Below are 18960 nucleotides of genomic sequence, written 5' to 3' on the forward strand. Positions count from 1 at the left end.
ACATTTACTTGTAGAAATCGTCTATCTGTTTCCGCATCGTTACGCTAGATTCGAAACATGAAATTACGTTGGAGCAAAAATCTGCATTAATTCACGTAAATATTAGTTGGTGATTATTTCAAGGTTCGTTCGTACATAAATCGGGTATTTTATAGACAATATCACATTTATAGAGAGTTGCGATAAAATGTTTGGATTTTCGGATTTACTATCTTTGGTAATTTCAGCATTTATCATTTTGCCTATAGTTGTATTTCTGCGAGAAACAGGTTACTTGATAGCAAGTGAGATTTTTGGTGTGAAGAATCCAAGACTAACTATCGGTTCTGGACCACGGGTTTTCAAGTTTTGGATAATTGATGTTCGAAAATATTATCATCTATTTAGCTGGTTTTCATATGATTCTTTAAAAAGGAAAAGTAAGCTAGCATATATATGTCTTTACGCAGGTCCGATCTTCATGAATCTTTCTGTGGCTCTATTATTAAATGCATTATTAGCAAACGGGTTGTTAGAAGAACATAAAACGTTTTGGAATCGCTTTGTATTTTATGCTTTTTACTATGTTTTGTTTGATATTATTCCGATGAGAACAGTAAATGGCATGCCGAATAACGGACTGATTATTTATGAAATGCTTCGCTATGGAAAACGGACTGACTATAACCATGAACCTTTTATATACAAAACAACCGATATTGAAGAGGAATACCAAGAATCTTTAGAAGAAATAGAGGATAACAAAAAAGACGAAGGAAGATAAAGTAATTCTAAGGGTAGATGAAGAGGGTAGCTATTTCCCGTCCTCCGTCTACCCCCCTTTTATAAAGTATCTTTCATTTATCTTACCGTAAAATAGTATTACTATTTTGTTCCCAATTTCAAATGAACAGAATCCACGAGCTTCTGATAACCTATTTCTTGATAGATTTTGTTCGATGTTGGATTGAGCATATCTGTATATAGTACACAAAACTCGAATTCCTTCAATAACTCTCTACTCACTGTTGCAACCAATGTTCGTCCGTACCCTTTTTTTCGTTTTTCAGCGGGTGTAAAAACAAGTGAAACTGTTATCCCATTTGTTGTTGGCCTAGACTTTTTCATCATGGATACAACCTCTCCTTGGTCTTCCCAAAAGAAGACTTCCTTTCCATCCAACATATTTTTCACACGTTTTTTTATTTCTTTTGGAGCTGTAACGGATAACCCAGTATCTTGTTCAAACTGACTGTACCATTTCTCTATAAGCTGTGCGTCACTAATCGCTGCGTAACGCCATTTCCCTGGACTCATTTCTAGTGATTCCTCTACTTGGTCCAGTCTATATAGCCCTTGATCCATCATTAAAGAAAAGTTCCCATCGGTTTTCTCCTGCCATTTTTGTGCAAACAGAACAGCCCATTCCTTCACACTAATAATAGATTCTACCGGTACGGCATGCTTGGTTAATTCAGATATACATAAATCTATGCACGTAGATATTTGATTTTCATCAACAAATATAATATTTAAAGGATGTGGTGGAGTCATTTGAAAGATTGCTAGTAATTTACCGTTTTCTTCTATAGTTGCCATGTACGGATTTTCGTATGCACCAGCTTTTATCCCCTTCAAAACACCAAGAAACAGGCTAAATTTATCTTCATTTTCTTCCAAAAAGGGTGTTACTATTTTTGCAAATGCATCTACGTTTTCATAACGCTGAAAATTCATAAAATTGCCCTCCTTTTATCTTTGTATGTTAATATAACCTAAAACAACGCTGGAGGGGATACTTTTATGAAAGTTGTTTCTATCAGAGATATCCATATAGGAAAAGGTATACCAAAAGTCATTGTACCAATAATGGGAGATACTCTAGAAGCGCTCCTTTTGGAAATAAAAACAATTAAACAAATAAACATAGACATCGTCGAATGGCGTGCAGATTTGTTTAGGGATATTGAAGATTTGGCTACGGTAAAACAAACACTCTCAATCATTCGTAAAGAGCTACACTCTATACCGCTCTTATTCACTTTTAGAACCCATCGGGAGGGTGGCAACAAAACTATTGAAGATTCGTACTACAAGAACCTTCTTGTGGAAGTGATGAAAACAGATGAAATAGATTTAGTAGACGTAGAGTTGTTTTCACCCAATGTGACAGAAATTATGGAGATTGCCAAAAAAAGTGATGTCGTTACCATTATGTCTAATCATGATTTCGAAAAGACTCCTGCCAAGGAAGAGATCATGTGGAGACTTAGAAGAATGCAAGAATTGGATGCACATATCACTAAAATTGCCGTAATGCCGAACAATCCAGCAGATGTTCTGACATTGCTAGAAGCGACGTATACCATGCAATCATTGTATGCAGACCGCCCGATTATCTCCATGTCTATGGATTCTACCGGTGTCATAAGTCGATTAGCTGGAGAAATTTTTGGTTCTGCAGCAACATTCGGTGCTGGTGTAGCACCATCTGCTCCTGGTCAAATCCCAGCGAGTGATCTTAAACGTATTTTAGAATTACTACATACACAATAACAAAAGCGAAATGCTCTTGGATATTGGACAGAATTAGCTAAAGCACAGGGAGGGATGCACTCCCCCCCTTTTATAGTAGCTGCCTTAGGCGAATCATATCTACACATGAGATACCATTTTCGATTATTTCCTCTTCATAATGAGCTGTGAAAAAGTCTATATCCACACCGACAATTCGAAATCCACATTTTTGATAAAGAGCTAGCTGATCAATACTTGAATTGCCTGTACCTAATTCAATGACTTTATATCCTTGTTCCTTTGCCATATTTATAGCACCTATTACGAGCGCTTTCCCAAACCCTTTACCTCGATAATGCTCCTCTATAGCAATATTAACGAGTTCTACGGTTTCTGGTCTAGTTGAAAGTAGTACAAATATGCCTACTATTTCTCCACCTTCTTCGCCTATGTAGCATTTCCCCCTCTCTAAATATTGCTGGATAAGCTTCTTAGAAGGATCTGCCTGTAATAATAATTCTATTGGGTATGCTTCATTTATTCGTCTTATTTCCATGTAATATCCTCTACTTTCTGTTGTAAATGTCTAATACACACTGTATCATCTCAACCTTCCTTCTTGTATACTTTTAGCATAACTCATTTTCCTAATATTACTAAGAACGTATAAAGGAGGTGGCGCAATTTGTTTTGGGAAGAAATAGACGACAAAATACTATTACATACTCCATCTGGATTTAACTTTTCTAATAATCTTCAATATCTCTCCAGATCAACCAATGAATGCTTATTTCATATTCAGGACAATAAAATCCGAAAAGCAATACCATTAGGAACTTGCAACCTATTAATAGAAATCAGCGAATACAAAGATCAAATTCTAGCAATTAATTTTATTAATGATACATGTCCCGATGGTAAAAATCGCAATGAAGAGATAGTAGCCTATATAATTGAGTGGTTTGACCTAAATGCGGATTTGCAGGAATTTTATAAATTAGCCTCCACTGATCCAATATTGTCACAAGCGGCTCAAAAATTTGAAGGGCTACGCATTATGGGTATTCCTGATTTATTTGAGGCAATGACATGGGGCATCCTAGGTCAACAGATTAACCTTACCTATGCCTATACATTGAAGCGTCGTTTAGTGGAAACTTATGGACATTCTATTCATTTTGAAGGTCATGACTATTGGTTATTCCCTACACCTGATACTATTGCAAATCTGACCGTACATGACTTAAGTGGACTAAAAATGACCGTAAAAAAATGTGAGTACTTAATAGATGTGGCAAACTTAATCCACAAAGGTCTACTGACAAAAGAAATGCTCTTAGCAGAGAATGATGTAAAAAGAGCTGAAAAGATTCTTACTCAAATCCGAGGGATTGGTCCGTGGACCGCTAATTATGTATTAATGCGCTGTTTAAGGTTTCCTTCCGCTTTTCCTATTGATGATGTAGGACTACATAATGCTATTAAACAGGTAACTGGCTCACCGACTAAACCTACGAGGACTGAAATTATGCAACTGGCTCAGCACTGGACCGGTTGGGAAGCATATGCAACCTTTTATTTATGGAGATTACTTTATTGAAGGTCAAAAATTGCAGGAAGCGTCGAATTTAGATTGCCCTCCATTTGAGGTGACACTCTTATCCTTCGTTCCTCCACTCGAAACGGAAGCCAGCACTATTATTCACTCTTAAAAGTGTCGATAACCCATTGTTTACGCTACATTTTTATATACTTCCTTATCTTTAAATAAACCCCATCCTTCTCAACTAGAAAAGGATGGGGTTATGATTATTTTAATATATCTAGAATTTCTTCTGATACATATGTTTTCTTATCTTTTAGCACTGGTCGTTCTAAAAATAATCGCAGACTTTTATTGTAGCTGTAAATATTCATGTTACGTATAACCTTAATAGAACTATTCCCCTTTGTAAGTGTTACTGTCTTTTGTGAAGAGGCAGGATAAGACTCCACTTTATATCCAAGTTGTTCAGCCACTTGAAGAAGCGGAATCATTTTTACCCCATTTTGTATAAAATGATCATCATTAATAATCTGTTTCAGATCGGCTGAAAGATAGTTTACAGCAACAATTTTCGTTGGAACTGTTTGGGCTGGAATGCTTTTTGTAGTGATATTATAAAAAACAATTAGCTCTTTTCCTTCTAAATCCTTCTTAGTTATTACTTCCCCATTTTCATTAAGTATTTCAGTCTCTGTGGAAATATTTAATTTAAGCTCTCCATCTAAACTAATCATATCTTGGTCAAACTTCGACACTTTCGAGAAACTAACTTTTTCTTTATCTTGAACAATGAGAATCTCTGGTGTTATTCTTGCTGGATATATCAAGATCATTGGCTTGTTTTTATCATAGTAAGCATCTATTTTTTGGCCCACTTGAAAAGATTCTTTTTTAACCGCTTCAGCATTTGTCCCATTTAAAAGTAGGACATTATTATCTAGTGTGAAAATAGTTGTAGTTGGCTCATCTTCTTCTGTCACTACTGTTAGTGCAACCTGATTTTTATCGTTTGTTATATCAGTAATGACACCTGAAAATTTTACGAAGTTTGAAGCTTCAACTGCTTCTTCAGCTTTTTCAGGTGAAATTGCTACTACTTTAGTTGGGGCTGTCTGAGCTGGAATGCTTTTAGTCGCCACCGTATAGAATACAATAAGCTCTTTTCCACTTAAGTCTTGTCGTTCTATTTTTTCTCCTTCAGTGTTTTCGAAAGTAGTTTTACTATCTACTTTCAAATTCAATTTATTATCTAAACTACGCAGTTCTTCATCAAACTTCCCTACCTTAACGGAACCGAATGTTTTAGCATCATGTACTACTACTAATTCAGGAGAAATTTGCGGTGGATATATCATGAGCATCGGTTTATCTTTACCATAGTAAGCATCTATTTGTTGCCCTTTTTGGAATGCCGCTTTTTCCATCTTTTTCGTTGAACCGCTATTGTATATCATTGTTTCGCTCGTTACGGTGTAAAAAGTGATCTGTGGCTCTTTGCCAGTTGTTTCTACCGTCAATGTAACAGTGTCCTTTTTTTCTTCTACATTCGTTATAATCCCAGAACCTTTTAAAAAGTTAGTTGCTTCAATTTTCGCATCGTCACTTTTCGCATAGACTGATCCTTGGCTCCATCCTAGCCCTAGCATTAAAATAATTGCGAAAACTCCCAAAATTTTCTTCATCAAATCTCTCCTTTTTTTGCTTCTCTTTCCATTTGACGGGCCTATTTACAAAAACGTTACAATTTTTTTGAAACATTCTTAAATTTGATTCGTATAAAGTGTAAAGAGAAAAAGATAGGAGTTTGAATATGACGTTATCAATCAACCAAGTAACTAAGAGATACCAAGACTTCGTCGCTGTTAACAGTTTGTCCTTTTCAATTGAAAAAGGAGAAATCTTTGGATTGATCGGACAGAATGGTGCTGGTAAAACAACAACATTTCGCATGATTTTAGACTTACAGGAGACTACTGAAGGAAGTATTACGTGGAATGGGAAGCAAATTAACTCCATTAACCGAGATATTCTAGGCTATTTACCTGAAGAGCGCGGCATCTTCCCTGCAATGACAGTGGAAGACCAATTATACTTCTTCGGAGAGCTAAGAGGGAAGACAAAAAAAGATCTTAAAAAAGAAGTAGACTATTGGATTAATCGTTTTGAATTAGAGGATAAGCGAAAAGCAAAAGCGGAAACCTTGTCCAAAGGAAACCAACAAAAGGTCCAACTAATTGCTAGCTTTATACATCAACCAGAGTTCCTGATATTAGATGAGCCTTTTAGTGGCTTGGATCCTGTTAATATGGATTTACTAAAGCAAGCAATTCTGGACTTAAAGCGCAAGGGAACGACTATATTATTTTCTAGTCATCAAATGGATAATGTTGAAGAGCTTTGTGATCATTTATGCTTACTGAAACGTGGTGTGTCCTTGTTTTCAGGAAGCTTATTGGACTTAAAGAAACAATACGGTAAAACAAAATTAACGATACGTACAGAAATTCCAAGAGAAGTCTTAGCTGGATTGCATGGTGTAAGGGATATTCAAGTTGGGAAGGATCATTATACATTAACACTTGAGGATGAATCATATGCGCAGTCTATCTTCGACTATGTATCTAATGGAAAATATATAGAGAAATTCAGTTTGGATTATTTATCATTAGATGAAATCTTCAAGGATAAGGTAGGTGGTACACATGTCTAAATTTTGGCTATTAGTTAAGCAGTTATATGTTCAAAAAGTAAAAGCGAAATCATTTATATTTTCTATCGTACTATATGTTGCAGTGATCAGTGGAGTTATGTTCTGGTCAGATATTAAAGAAGCGTTTTTCCAAGAAGAAGCTTTACAGATTGCTTTAATCAACGAAACAGATATAGAAATCGAGGCTTTATTTGAATCGACTAACGACATAGAATTCACCTTTCCAACGGATGAGGTAGAAAAGGTAGAAGAACAAGTCGTCAACGGGGACTTTGCCGCTGTAATTTTCGTTGAGGATCAGGACAATTCATTGACAGCAGAAATCGCCACATTTGAACCACTAACATTTAATGATCAGCAAAGCCTTTCTTCAACTCTACAGTATGCAGGGAAAATATATGAAGTACAGCAGCTAAATTTAACAGCTGAGCAAGCTGACAAAATTCTTCAATCCGAAACTACTATCACGATGAAAAATCTTGATGAGCAATCTGCCTCAGGTAAAAGTGAGGATGAGAAGGCTGCAGGAATTGGTGCTTCCTTTTTAATAGGCTTTTTAATTTATTCATTTGTTATGACATTTTTATCGATGATTACAACTGATGTTGCTTCCGAAAAAGGTTCACGTGTTCTAGAGGTTTTACTCGCTAGTGTAAAGCCTGCTACACATTTTATGGCGAAGTTAACCGGAACATTTCTCCTAGCATTGACACAAATTGCGGGATTATTACTTGTTCAAGGATTGTTATTCGCACTGATTGATGGAGGATCTAAATGGGATGTTGTCCAGGAAATTGCCAACGAATTATCCCTGGCATTTATCGGATACTCAGTAGCATTTTTATTGATAACAATCATTCTATACTTAATACTTGGTGCATTATTAGGGTCTTTAGTTTCCAAGGTTGAGGAATCAAGTCAGGCGATGATGCCTGCGATGATGGTAGGAATTATTGGATTTTACGTTTTAATCTCAGGTATGGCAAGTCCTGATACGCTGCTGATTAAAGTATTCTCTTATATTCCGTTCACGTCAGGTATGGTAATGCCACTACGAATTGGAGCAACAGATATATCCACATTTGAACCAATTCTGTCCATGGCTATATTAATCGTCACTGTAATTCTTCTATTCCTATTAAGCTTATCCTTCTATAAACGAAGTGTTTTAACTTATAGTAGTGGGGGAATAATTCAAAAAATCAAAACCGTTTTAAAGGTCACAACTTAATATATTTCACAGAAATAATCGCATAGGGACCCACCCTTGCGATTATTTTTTTGATACAATTTTTGATTTCTTGCATAAAATAATGGATGAAAGAAGGGATGCATATATGTGTGGAATTACTGGTTGGATTCATTTTCAAAGAGATTTGCGAAACGAATTATCAGCGGTTTCGAAAATGACGGAAACCTTAAAGAAGCGTGGTCCAGATGACGATAATATTTGGAGTTCTCCGCACGCCGTGTTTGGACATCGCCGTCTAACAGTGGTAGATCCTGTTGGTGGAAAACAACCAATGACTAAAAACTATCAGTCAAGTGAATATACACTTACGTATAATGGAGAGCTATATAATACAGAGGATCTCAGAACAGAATTATTGAAACGTGGGCATTCCTTCTCTGGCCATTCGGATACCGAGGTTTTATTGACCTCTTATATTGAATGGAAGGAAAAATGCGTTGACTACTTTAACGGTATATTTGCTTTTGCAATTTGGGATGAGATGGAACAAAAGGTATTTATTGCACGCGATCGCCTTGGAGTTAAACCACTTTTTTATACTGAGAAAAACGGGGGTTTCCTATTTGGCTCTGAGCAAAAATCGATCTTCGCACATCCTGCTATTTCTCCAATCATAAATAGAAATGGCCTTGCAGAGATTATTGGTTTAGGCCCATCTCGTCTCCCTGGTTCAGGCGTGTACAAGGATATACATGAATTACGCCCCGCACACGCACTAAGCTTAACTAGTAAAGGACTCCGTACTTGGCGCTACTGGAATGTAGAAAGCAAGGAGCATACAGATTCTTTAGACGAAACAATCGAAAAAGTTCGCTTTCTAGTAACCGATGCTGTAGAAAGACAACTTGTATCTGACGTACCTCTTTGCACATTTCTTTCTGGTGGTTTGGATTCTAGTATCATTACGTCAATCGCTGCCAAATCCTATTCACATAATTCTAAATCCTCTCTGAACACATACTCCATTGACTATCAAGACAATGACCATCATTTTAAAGGCAATACCTTTCAGCCATCAAACGACCTCCCTTGGATTCAAAAGGTGACAAACCATCTAGAAACGAAACATCATTTCTCTATTATTACCCAACAAAAATTAGCGGAGTTTTTAAGAGAGGCTGTTCACGTTCGTGATCTTCCTGGAATGGCCGATATCGATTCATCTTTACTTTGGTTTTGCAGAGAAATTAAACAGGATTTTACAGTAGGACTTTCTGGAGAGTGCGCTGATGAGATTTTTGGTGGCTATCCATGGTTCCATCAGGTTGGAAACGCAGAAAAAGGTTTTCCCTGGATACGATCTACCAATGAACGCTTTCAGCTATTAAATGATAGTTGGCAAGGTAAATTAAAAATAGAAGAATATGTACAAAATGCATACGATACAACTATAGCTGAAACTCCTCTGCTAGAGGGGGAAACAGATATAGAAGCAAAAAGACGAGCATTATTTTATACAAATATGACATGGTTTATGACTACTCTTTTAGATAGAAAAGATCGTATGAGTATGGGTGCTAGTTTAGAGGTCCGCGTGCCATTTGCGGATCACCGATTGGTAGAGTATGCATGGAACATTCCTTGGGAATACAAAATGGTTGGCAACCAGGAAAAAGGTATTCTACGAAAGGCATTTCAAGATCGCTTGCCATATGATGTACTTTATCGCAAAAAAAGCCCATATCCCAAAACCCATAATCCAGTCTACACAGGGATTGTAAGTAATATGTTAAAAGAGCAATTGCAAGATAAAAACTCTATTCTGCATGAGCTTTTCCAAAAGCAACGTCTAGCTGATTTAGTAGAATCGAATGGGGAAGCATTTAAAGTACCATGGTTCGGTCAGTTAATGTCTGGTCCACAACTTCTTGCATATCTAGTGCAAATGCATATTTGGTTTAAGGAATATAATGTTCAACTGGTGGATTAAAAACTCCAGCCACACTTCAAGAGATTTGTATTCCTAACTAGGCAGAGATGCGTGAGATGGATAAATTTCCCGTTCCGCAAGTAAATCATCATCCAGAGCAAGTAAACAAACAGCGAACACAAGTAACTTATGAATTAAAGCAAGTAACTGCCCGATGAACGCAAGTAACTGGCATGCCAAAGCAAGTAAATGGTTAAGAAGGTTAGATCTTCGCTTAATAATTATGGGAAAATAAACAAAAGAAGCTACTCAATCCTTAGACAGAGTAGCTTCTTTTGTATTAACCTGAAATTTTACGAAAGTAGGAATCTATAAATGGCACAAGATAGTCAATCACCGCTTCATCTGGATTGAGCTTCGGATGATGCAATCCATAAGGGGAATCAACTCCAGCCCAAAATAACAGTCCCGGTATTTCTTGCAGGAAATAACCAAAGTCTTCGCCAGTCATAGCCGCATCACATAAAATGGCGTTAGTTGCAGGATCAGCTTCCGCAAATGCCAAAAACTCGTTTGCAAGTACCTCATCATTTTTAACTTGATAATAGGACGAACCATAGTTTATTTGAACAGAGCATTCAAAAGCAATTTCTGCTGCTCGACAAAATGCCTCGATCTTCTCTTTAATAATTGTCATTGTTCCTGCATCCATCGTACGAATAGTTCCCTCTAACCTAGCATGTCCAGAAATTATATTCTGTACTGTTCCAGAGGTGAACTTCCCAATCGTAAGTACTGCCGGATCCATCGGATTGACAGAACGGCTTACAATTGTCTGAAGTTGCAATAGTAGCGTAGCGGCCGCAACAGACATATCTCTGGCTTGATGCGGAAATGCTGCATGCCCCTCCTTACCAATGACATCTATAAACAATTCAGATGTATTGGCAAATAACAAACCTGGGCGCGTAGCTACAGTACCAACAGGGAATTCTGGTGCTACATGAAAGGCAAATATTTTATCAGGTACCAAAGCTTGTTGCTCTTCTTTCAGCCATTCACGCATTGGGAGAGCACCACCCGGACTTTCCTCAGCTGGTTGAAATAGAATAACTGCATGATCTTTTATAGGGTTTTCTACTAATTTTCTTAGTAGCCCCAGTGCCACAGTCATATGCATATCATGACCACAAGCATGCATTTTCCCCGGATGACTGGATTCAAAGGAAAGCCCAGTCACCTCTGTTATCGGAAGACCATCGATATCCGTTCTCCACCCAATCGTTTGTGTAGGTTCGGTTCCCTCTATTTTCACAACTATACCTGTTTTCCAAGTAGTAATTGTCAGTCTATCCTGTGGAAGTGTACGAATTTGCTCCAATAAATAATTTTGTGTTTTTACTTCTTCAAAACCTAATTCAGGTATGCGATGTAAATCTCTCCGAATATCTTGTAAGGTTTTCATCAGCTACCAACTACAACTGACGTAATTCTTGCATGATTTCCGTTTTTGATCTTGTTTGATCATCAATTTCTTTAATCACTTTTGCGGGTGCTCCAACGGCAACCGAGTACGGTGGAATATCCTTCGTTACAATTGCACCAGCAGCTACAACTGCTCCTTTACCAACTCTACAACCTTCAAGAACTACAACATTTGCACCAATTAGTACATCATCTTCAATAATGACAGGAGTTGCAGAAGGTGGCTCAATTACTCCAGCTAGCACTGCACCTGCACCAATATGACAGTTTTTCCCGACAGTCGCACGACCACCCAGAACTGCACCCATATCAATCATCGTACCTTCTCCAATAACCGCACCAATATTAATGAGTGCACCCATCATAATTACACTATTATCGCCGATACTAACTTGATCTCGAATAATTGCACCTGGCTCAATACGTGCATTTATCCCCTTCAAATCTAAAAGTGGAATAGCAGAATTACGACTTTCGTTCTCAACTACTACATCTTCAATTTGATCTTTATATTCATTTAAAACGGATTCGATTTCAGACCATTCTCCAAATAATACTAGGGAATTTCCTTCACCAAAAACTTTCGTATGTTCTCCGAAAGAAATCTGATTTATGCCGTTTCCTTTTATGTATACTTTCACCTGCGTAGATTTCTTTGCATGCTGAATATATGAAATAATTTCGTTTGCATCTAGTTGTTTCATTCTCCATACCTCCTCAAATATGTATCTATTCTACAGTAATTTTTATTAAAAATCACGAATTAAAATGCATTTTTCAAAATTTAACCAACAGTAAGTTATTTTGAAACTAGTGAAATATTATTGATGATAAACTTCCACGATAACTTTTAACTTACTAGATAGTATTATGCAGATTTCACCAATTATTATCAAATTATCAGAAAATACAGATAACACGTTGTAAATTATCAGATTACTAATATAATAATATTAATCTTCTATTTTTAAGTACTACAATTTTAAGCATTTTTTTTGTAGGTACTTTCAATTGAGTGGGAGAAATAATTATTTTGGGGTGAGAAAGTTGAAGAAAAATCAATTCAGGTTTTTAGCTTTACTTCTCGGCATGATATTATTACTCGCAGCTTGTAGTGAAAGCAAAAAAAATATTGCAATTGGTCCTCCTGCCAGTGAAACAAATTCAGTTTCAAAAATTATCTTGGATGCCTACGGTCTTGAAGAAGGAGATTATAATGAGCATCAAGAAGGATTTGGAGATGCTGCTGACGGTGTGCAGGACGGAAACATTGACATTTCAATTGGAATTCTAGGACTTCCAGCCGCAAGTATTGAAAGCCTCCAAGCCTCCTCTGGTGACGTTGTGATGATTAGCCTTACTGATAACGCCATCAAGCATATTGAAGCTAATAGCGGATATAGACGTTATACAATTCCTAAGGACACATACGATTTTCTCGAGTCTGATGTCGAAACAGTTACTGCATATGCAATCCTCATGGCTAATACAGATACAATTAATGAAGAACTTGGTTATAATCTAACAAAAATTATGATTGAAAAAGCAAGTGAAAATACACATGCTCAAGCAAAACAAATGACCTTAGAAAATGCACTTTTAGGTTCAGAAGGTCTTCCCATCCATCCTGGAGCTAAACGCTATTACGAAGAACAAGGATTAACAGTAGAAAATCCAGTTGCTGAACTTAGTGCAGATGTAAGTGATGCCAAGAACGAATTCATCCTTGGTACCGGTAGTCAGGGTGGCACCTACTATCCTTTAGGTGGTGAAATGGCGAGCATTTGGAATAAGAATATTGATGATTTTAACGTGACAAACACCGAAACCGGGGCATCTGTTGAAAACTTATCTAGTATAAGAGATGGTCACATGGATTTAGGGATGACAGTACATGTACCAGCATTACAAGCAATAAATGGTGAAGCTGCATTCGAAGGTCACAAAGTTCCAAACACCGCTTTCATAGGGCATATTTATCCAGAAGTTATCCAAATAGTTACACGAGAAGATTCTGGTATAAAAAGCTTTGATGATTTGAAATAAAACTTCTAGTTTAAGTCAATGAATTTAAAGGTGAGGTGGAAAAATGCAGGAACAGAAGCCTATCAGTGCAAAGGATATTTTAGAAAAATACGATAAAGAAAATCAGTTTCGTACAAATATCGGTAAATGGGCATGGGTTGTCACATTTTTAGGAGTGTCTCTCACCGTGTTCCATCTATACACAGCGTATTTTGGTACTCTTCCCTCCCAAAAGCAAGGGGCAGTACATCTTGGTACCGCACTGGGGGTTATATTTCTTTTATATCCCGTTAAAAAAGGGATGCTAAAAGTACAAAAAAAAATACCCTGGTATGATATTTCCTTAGCTTTCTTGGCAATGTATGTAACTTACCACAAGATTTTTTTTTATGAATCGATTCTTCAGAGCCGAATTTCAGGATACAATACCCTAGATATAATTATTTCCTTACTAGGCATCCTTCTAGTGCTTGAAGCTACAAGAAGAACTGTTGGTCTTCCAATTGTAATAGTAGCATCAGTAGCGATTTTATATGCAATTTACGGTAAATTTGTCCCTACACAAATTCTTTCACACCCTGGTTTTTCAATTGATCGAACTGCAACTGCTCTCTGGTATAAGGAAAGCGGTATTTTCGGAACTCCGATTCAGATTTCAGCAAAATTTATTTTCCTCTTCTTATTTTTTGGCGTAATGCTTGTGCAAACGAATATTGGGAAATTCTTTAATGATTTAGCATTCGCTTTAACCGGCCGCTATACAGGGGGAACTGCAAAAACTGCCGTAGTAGCAAGTGCATTACAAGGTTCTGTATCCGGAAGTTCTGTCGGAAACACTGTTGCAACCGGATCCTTTACGATTCCAATGATGAAGAATGCAGGATTTAAACCTGAATTTGCAGGTGCAACCGAAGCAGCAGCATCTACCGGCGGGCAAATCATGCCACCAATGATGGGGGCAGCAGCATTTATTATGATGGAGTATCTAGGAGTTTCTTATGGAACCATAATGTTGGCAGCACTTATTCCAGCTATTCTTTATTTCACTGGAATTTTCATTGGGACGCACTTTGAGGCAAAGAAATTAAAAATAAACGGTTTACCAAAATCTCAATTACCGTCCTTTCGAAAACTTATGAAAAAAAACTGGTTTATGCTACTCCCACTAATTGTTATCATCGGAACGATTATGTATGGCTTCACACCGCAACGAGCTGCTCTTTTTGGAATTGTTACTGCATTTTTAGTTAGCCTTGTTCGCCAAGAAACAAGAATGTCGTTTAGAAAGACTATAAACGTCCTAGAACAAGGTACCAGAGTAGCACTTCCCGTCATAGCTGCTGTAGCAACAGCTGGCGTCATTGCAGGAGTTGTTAGTATGACAGGTCTTGGCTCAAAGTTTGCAGCTGGAGTAATTGAGCTGTCGAATGGTTATCTAATTCTTGCTCTATTCTTCACTATGATAGCATGCCTTGTTCTTGGAATGGGTCTACCAACAACAGCAAATTACGTTGTGACCGCAACAATTGCAGCTCCCGTGCTTATAAATGAGTTCGGAGTGGCGCCAATAGCTGCTCATTTGTTCGTCTTCTATTTTGGAATTGCCGCCGACATAACCCCTCCAGTATGTTTAGCTGCGTATGCTGGAGCTGGGATAGCAGGTGCAAATCCATTTAAGACTGGAATGATTGCTGTGAAATTGGCAATCGCTGCGTTTATCGTCCCATTTATTTTCATTTACAATCCAATTCTAGTAATGGTAGAAATCGAACCAGTTATGCTAGTATTCTCAGTGATTGCTGCGGTTATTGGTATGGTTGCTGTCAGCAGTTCGATGATAGGATATTTTATTCGAAACTCAAAGATCTGGGAAAGATTTATTCTTTTTATAGCAGGTATCATGCTTATCTTACCCGAGATTACTACCACTATAATAGGTATAGTATTAATTGTAGCCATTTGGTTCATACAGCATCGTCGAACAGATGACGATTATGGACTTCAAAGTTTAACAGGTAACATTTCTACCACAAATTAATGGGAATATGCTATAATTCAATTAACAAATTCGAAGGGATGATGGGTGGACAATGATTTTATAATCTTATTTCTTGCATAATATTTGCTGCTTCGTGCAGAACAAAATATTTAGAACGCAAACGGAAATAGGATTAGTCTGCCCATTATTCAAAATAATACGAATGATATTCTCTACACTGAAGTGAATGTGTAGTGTTTTTTCGTATATTCTACATGGTCAGCAACATCCTTCCGTATCATTCGGAGGGATTTTTTTATTCCTCCAAAGAGGAGTTGTTTGAATGACTTTATTAGGAAAACTAAATAATATTAGCATTACATTTGGGGATAATGAAATATTACAAAACGTAAATGTAGATATACCGGCAAATGCCGTGATTGGAATTGTTGGTGGAAACGGAGAAGGAAAATCTTCACTGCTTACCGTTCTCTCTAAAGAAGCCCTTCCTACTATTGGTAAAGTGGAATGGATTGGAAAATCCCCTTCTATCAGCTACTTCAAGCAGGAAGACGAGCAATTTGATCAAACAGAATATGAACATGATGAAAGATCCTATTTCAGTAAATGGGCTGTTCCAGAAGAAAGGGAATATGCTCATCTTAGTGGCGGAGAAAAGATGAAAAGAAGGCTTTCTCGTGTGTTTGCAGAGAATTCTCAAGTTTTATTGCTAGATGAACCTACTAATCATTTGGATCAAGATAGCTTATCCTTCTTACAAAAACAAATCCTCTCCCAAAGTGGCACGTGTATTTTAGTATCACATGACCGTTACTTCTTAGATGAGGTAGCAGATTATATATGGGAAGTTGAAAACAAAAACTTGACGGTATACACAGGGAATTACTCGACTTATAGGGATAAAAAAGCAGAGCGGCTACTGACTCAACAAAGGCTATATGATGCTCAACAATTGAAAATACAGCAGGTCGAGAATCAAATTACCGAGCTGAAAAACTGGTCTTCCAAAGCACATGCAGAATCCACCAAGCAAGAATTCAACAAAGAATACTATCGTGTGAAAGCGAAGAAAATGGACGTTCAAATACGCTCCAAAAAGAAAAGGCTTGAACTGGAACTCACCAAAAATACTATAGATAAACCAGACATAGAAAAAGAAGTGTCATTTTCCATTGAGGGAAACAAGAAAAAAGGTAAACGCGTCATAGAAGTAAAAGATTTGAGGAAAGACTTTGAGAAAAGAACACTCTTTCAAAATTCTTCATTCACCATACTAGCCGGGGAACGCGTAGGATTATTGGGTTCAAACGGCAGTGGAAAATCGACATTTTTTCGCATGCTTTTAGGGGAAGAAAGCTTTCAAGGAGAACTTTGGAAAACCGAATCTATGAATATTGGCTATTTACGCCAAACTGTTTTCGACTTACCAGAAGATCAAACGCCATTTGAATTTTTTGGACCAACCGACTATAAAGCAAGAGGACGTATCCAAACACTCATGACAAATTTAGGCTTTTCAAAAGAACACTGGTCGCGATCCATATCAACTATGAGCATGGGGGAAAGAGTGAAGCTGAAGCTAATGGAGTTTATGCTCGATCAAAAGGACGTATTACTATTAGACGAACCAACGAACCATTTAGACCTTCCTTCCCGTGAGCAACTAGAAAAAACTCTTTCGACTTACCCGGGGACCATTTTACTCGTAACACATGATCGATATTTTTTAGAAAAGCTAACGAACAAGTTGCTTGTAATTGAAAATAAATCAATTCGAAAGTTGGAAATGAATTATAACGAGTGGATGCATAAAAACAATGAATCACATCTCGAAAAAGAACTTTTAACATTAGAAACAGAACGACAGGCCGTACTTGGAGAACTTAGTTTCTTAAAGAGTAAGGATCCAAAATATAACAAGCTAGATGTACAATTTAATGAATTAACTAAGAAGATAAATGAATTAAAAAAGGGATAGTTTACAAGGTAGCCCCTCCATTAAACTGTACCCTTTGTAAAGGACATTTTGAAAAAGGTTAGGCAACTTGTTGAAGCTGCTGTCTGTATTTTGCAGGCGGCAGCTTTTTTAAATTCCATTGGCCTCTATAATAATTGTAATATATCATATAACACTTCACTTCTTGTTTTACTTCTTCTAATGTTTCGCATTCTTTTATATTTGTTTCATCTTTAAAATGCCCAAAGAATGATTCTTGTGGAGCATTGTCCCAACAGTTTCCACGGCGTGACATTGACTGTCCAAGATTCATCTTTTTCACTAATTTTTGATAGGTCGGATTTGTGTAATGAAATCCCTGATCCGAATGAATAAAGGCATCATTTCGAATATGTGAATGACGACGTCTTAATTGGTGAAGTGTATCTAATGCGATGTCTAATGTAATTTTATCTGAGACTTCATACGCTAAAATTTCATTCGTCTCTGCGTCTTTAATCGTGGATAAATAAGCACGCTTTCCGCTTCTGTAGTTTAAATATGTGATATCCGTTAATAACACTTTTCCAGCCAACCCTTGTTTAAAGTTGCGCTGCAATTCGTTCGGGCATGTGCGATGTTCTTTTGTTGCTTTCGCCATGCGGCGATAGGGATTCGCTTTTCGAATTGGACAAACAATCTCAAATTTCTTCATAATGCGGCGAATACGTTTTAAGTTATATGTAATCTGGTACTGGTTTTGGAGTGTCATTTTAATTTGGCGTGCTCCTTTTTTGCGTCCTCGGAAATGATACGCCTTTAAAATGATGTTTTTCACCACCTCGTCCGAACCGCCTTTAATTGCACGTTTTTGAATGGATTTTTCATCAAAGTAATTGTAGAAACCTGATCGAGATACATCCATTACCTCGCAAAGATAACTTACCATACGCTTTAACTCATACTTTTTAATAATCTGGTTAATGAGTTCGAATTTTAATTCTGGCGCAATTTTTATTTCTTCTTCACCATCTGCCTTTCGAGTAAATCGAGCTTTTTTAGGAGTTCGTTCTCTGCCTCAAGTAATCGAGTCTTCGCTTCTAATCGTGCATACTTTTCCTCGAGACTTAGTTCTCGTTCAAGTGGGCGACCAGAACTATATTTCCGAGAATCTTCTAACCCAGTAATTCCTTGGTTTTGGTATGCTGTTTTCCATCGAGCTGCCGCTTTATGAATGCGTGTCATCCCCATCATTTCGATATCAAATCCTGCATCTTCAAAAATTTCACGCGGAAACTTCCCAAATTCATTTTCAGTAATAAATAATCGTTTAAATTCATCTGTGTACGTAATCGCTTTATTGCTTACAGCTTTTACATATGGATTCTTTTTTAGTTCTTTTTGTTGGTTAGGTGTTAAATAATTTTTAGTCATAATTTATCGCTCCGAATACTGTTTTTTTCATTATAAACAAAAAGACCCTATAAGATGACCTTTTTTAAAGTGTCTATCTTATAGGGTACAGTTTACATAGGGACTGCCTTTATTTTATTCAAATTCTGTCGTTTTAAATCTTATCTTGGCAATTTCCCGGGAAATTTGTCAGTGTATGTTATTCTGTTTACTTTTCATGGTAATCAT

The 18960-nt window shown here is 37.0% G+C and carries 15 protein-coding genes; 9 read left to right on the plus strand and 6 right to left on the minus strand.

Translation table 11 applies throughout. From position 1 onward, the window contains the following. Positions 1 to 187: 187 nt before the first annotated feature. The gene (locus tag ACQCPR_RS18110; protein ID WP_340880616.1) at positions 188 to 763 is read left to right on the plus strand and encodes a hypothetical protein; all 576 of its coding nucleotides are present in this window, start codon (positions 188 to 190) and stop codon (positions 761 to 763) included. Positions 764 to 864: 101 nt separating this feature from the next. On the opposite strand, the gene ACQCPR_RS18115 is transcribed toward ACQCPR_RS18110, so the two are convergent. Continuing rightward, positions 865 to 1716 (minus strand): GNAT family N-acetyltransferase, encoded by an 852-nt coding sequence (locus ACQCPR_RS18115; RefSeq protein ID WP_427137726.1) that lies wholly within the window; start codon positions 1714 to 1716, stop codon positions 865 to 867. A gap of 66 nt (positions 1717 to 1782) precedes the next feature. Between ACQCPR_RS18115 and aroD the strand changes: the two genes are divergently transcribed. Then, the gene (gene aroD, locus ACQCPR_RS18120) at positions 1783 to 2535 is read left to right on the plus strand and encodes a type I 3-dehydroquinate dehydratase (RefSeq protein ID WP_427137727.1); all 753 of its coding nucleotides are present in this window, start codon (positions 1783 to 1785) and stop codon (positions 2533 to 2535) included. Between the two features lie 70 nt (positions 2536 to 2605). Here aroD and ACQCPR_RS18125 read toward each other — a convergent pair whose 3' ends face one another. Then, positions 2606 to 3052, minus strand: a complete 447-nt coding sequence (locus ACQCPR_RS18125; protein WP_090566079.1) for a GNAT family N-acetyltransferase — start codon at positions 3050 to 3052, stop codon at positions 2606 to 2608. Positions 3053 to 3181: 129 nt separating this feature from the next. Between ACQCPR_RS18125 and ACQCPR_RS18130 the strand changes: the two genes are divergently transcribed. After that, the gene (locus ACQCPR_RS18130; protein WP_090566077.1) at positions 3182 to 4096 is read left to right on the plus strand and encodes a DNA-3-methyladenine glycosylase 2; all 915 of its coding nucleotides are present in this window, start codon (positions 3182 to 3184) and stop codon (positions 4094 to 4096) included. 209 nt (positions 4097 to 4305) lie between these two features. Here ACQCPR_RS18130 and ACQCPR_RS18135 read toward each other — a convergent pair whose 3' ends face one another. Next, entirely contained in the window at positions 4306 to 5724 is a 1419-nt protein-coding gene (locus tag ACQCPR_RS18135; RefSeq protein WP_427137728.1) for a stalk domain-containing protein, read from the minus strand. A gap of 128 nt (positions 5725 to 5852) precedes the next feature. Between ACQCPR_RS18135 and ACQCPR_RS18140 the strand changes: the two genes are divergently transcribed. From ACQCPR_RS18140 to asnB, 3 genes are all read left to right on the plus strand, one after another. Then, positions 5853 to 6752 (plus strand): ABC transporter ATP-binding protein, encoded by a 900-nt coding sequence (locus tag ACQCPR_RS18140; protein WP_090566071.1) that lies wholly within the window; start codon positions 5853 to 5855, stop codon positions 6750 to 6752. Next, entirely contained in the window at positions 6745 to 7983 is a 1239-nt protein-coding gene (locus ACQCPR_RS18145) for an ABC transporter permease (protein ID WP_090566068.1), read from the plus strand. Before ACQCPR_RS18140 ends, ACQCPR_RS18145 begins: the two co-directional genes overlap by 8 nt. A 106-nt stretch (positions 7984 to 8089) precedes the next feature. Next, a complete protein-coding gene (gene asnB, locus ACQCPR_RS18150; RefSeq protein ID WP_427137729.1) occupies positions 8090 to 9934 on the plus strand; it encodes an asparagine synthase (glutamine-hydrolyzing) in 1845 nt (614 codons plus the stop codon). Between the two features lie 280 nt (positions 9935 to 10214). Here the strand turns inward: asnB and ACQCPR_RS18155 are convergent, their stop codons facing one another. After that, the gene (locus ACQCPR_RS18155; protein ID WP_090566060.1) at positions 10215 to 11339 is read right to left on the minus strand and encodes an N-acetyldiaminopimelate deacetylase; all 1125 of its coding nucleotides are present in this window, start codon (positions 11337 to 11339) and stop codon (positions 10215 to 10217) included. Between the two features lie 10 nt (positions 11340 to 11349). Next, on the minus strand, positions 11350 to 12063 hold the full coding sequence (gene dapD, locus ACQCPR_RS18160) for a 2,3,4,5-tetrahydropyridine-2,6-dicarboxylate N-acetyltransferase (protein WP_093495702.1): 714 nt from the start codon (positions 12061 to 12063) through the stop codon (positions 11350 to 11352). A gap of 334 nt (positions 12064 to 12397) precedes the next feature. On the opposite strand from dapD, the gene ACQCPR_RS18165 reads away from it, so the two are divergent. From ACQCPR_RS18165 to abc-f, 3 genes are all read left to right on the plus strand, one after another. Continuing rightward, a complete protein-coding gene (locus tag ACQCPR_RS18165; protein WP_427138965.1) occupies positions 12398 to 13405 on the plus strand; it encodes a TAXI family TRAP transporter solute-binding subunit in 1008 nt (335 codons plus the stop codon). Between the two features lie 43 nt (positions 13406 to 13448). Continuing rightward, positions 13449 to 15422: a TRAP transporter permease gene (locus tag ACQCPR_RS18170; protein WP_427137730.1), complete on the plus strand. Its 1974-nt coding sequence runs from the start codon at positions 13449 to 13451 to the stop codon at positions 15420 to 15422. A 283-nt stretch (positions 15423 to 15705) separates the two neighbouring features. After that, positions 15706 to 17361 (plus strand): ribosomal protection-like ABC-F family protein, encoded by a 1656-nt coding sequence (abc-f, locus tag ACQCPR_RS18175; RefSeq protein WP_427137731.1) that lies wholly within the window; start codon positions 15706 to 15708, stop codon positions 17359 to 17361. Positions 17362 to 17419: 58 nt separating this feature from the next. On the opposite strand, the gene ACQCPR_RS18180 is transcribed toward abc-f, so the two are convergent. Further along, positions 17420 to 18753, minus strand: a protein-coding gene (locus ACQCPR_RS18180; RefSeq protein WP_340928296.1) for an IS3 family transposase whose coding sequence is annotated in 2 segments (ribosomal slippage) — positions 17420 to 18366 and positions 18366 to 18753 — 1335 coding nt in all. Because the reading frame shifts where the segments join, the coding sequence is not laid out codon by codon here. Positions 18754 to 18960: the final 207 nt, after the last annotated feature.

The organism is Psychrobacillus psychrodurans, from assembly GCF_050209195.1.
Lineage (GTDB): Bacteria > Bacillota > Bacilli > Bacillales_A > Planococcaceae > Psychrobacillus > Psychrobacillus psychrodurans.

Excerpts from the sequence above, each read along its gene's own strand:
- ACQCPR_RS18110 (WP_340880616.1), top strand. The coding sequence starts at position 188 with ATGTTTGGATTTTCGGATTTACTATCTTTGGTAATTTCAGCATTTATC.
- ACQCPR_RS18115 (WP_427137726.1), bottom strand. The coding sequence starts at position 1,716 with ATGAATTTTCAGCGTTATGAAAACGTAGATGCATTTGCAAAAATAGTA.
- aroD (WP_427137727.1), top strand. The coding sequence starts at position 1,783 with ATGAAAGTTGTTTCTATCAGAGATATCCATATAGGAAAAGGTATACCA.
- ACQCPR_RS18125 (WP_090566079.1), bottom strand. The coding sequence starts at position 3,052 with ATGGAAATAAGACGAATAAATGAAGCATACCCAATAGAATTATTATTA.
- ACQCPR_RS18135 (WP_427137728.1), bottom strand. The coding sequence starts at position 5,724 with ATGAAGAAAATTTTGGGAGTTTTCGCAATTATTTTAATGCTAGGGCTA.
- ACQCPR_RS18140 (WP_090566071.1), top strand. The coding sequence starts at position 5,853 with ATGACGTTATCAATCAACCAAGTAACTAAGAGATACCAAGACTTCGTC.
- ACQCPR_RS18145 (WP_090566068.1), top strand. The coding sequence starts at position 6,745 with ATGTCTAAATTTTGGCTATTAGTTAAGCAGTTATATGTTCAAAAAGTA.
- asnB (WP_427137729.1), top strand. The coding sequence starts at position 8,090 with ATGTGTGGAATTACTGGTTGGATTCATTTTCAAAGAGATTTGCGAAAC.
- ACQCPR_RS18155 (WP_090566060.1), bottom strand. The coding sequence starts at position 11,339 with ATGAAAACCTTACAAGATATTCGGAGAGATTTACATCGCATACCTGAA.
- dapD (WP_093495702.1), bottom strand. The coding sequence starts at position 12,063 with ATGAAACAACTAGATGCAAACGAAATTATTTCATATATTCAGCATGCA.
- ACQCPR_RS18170 (WP_427137730.1), top strand. The coding sequence starts at position 13,449 with ATGCAGGAACAGAAGCCTATCAGTGCAAAGGATATTTTAGAAAAATAC.
- abc-f (WP_427137731.1), top strand. The coding sequence starts at position 15,706 with ATGACTTTATTAGGAAAACTAAATAATATTAGCATTACATTTGGGGAT.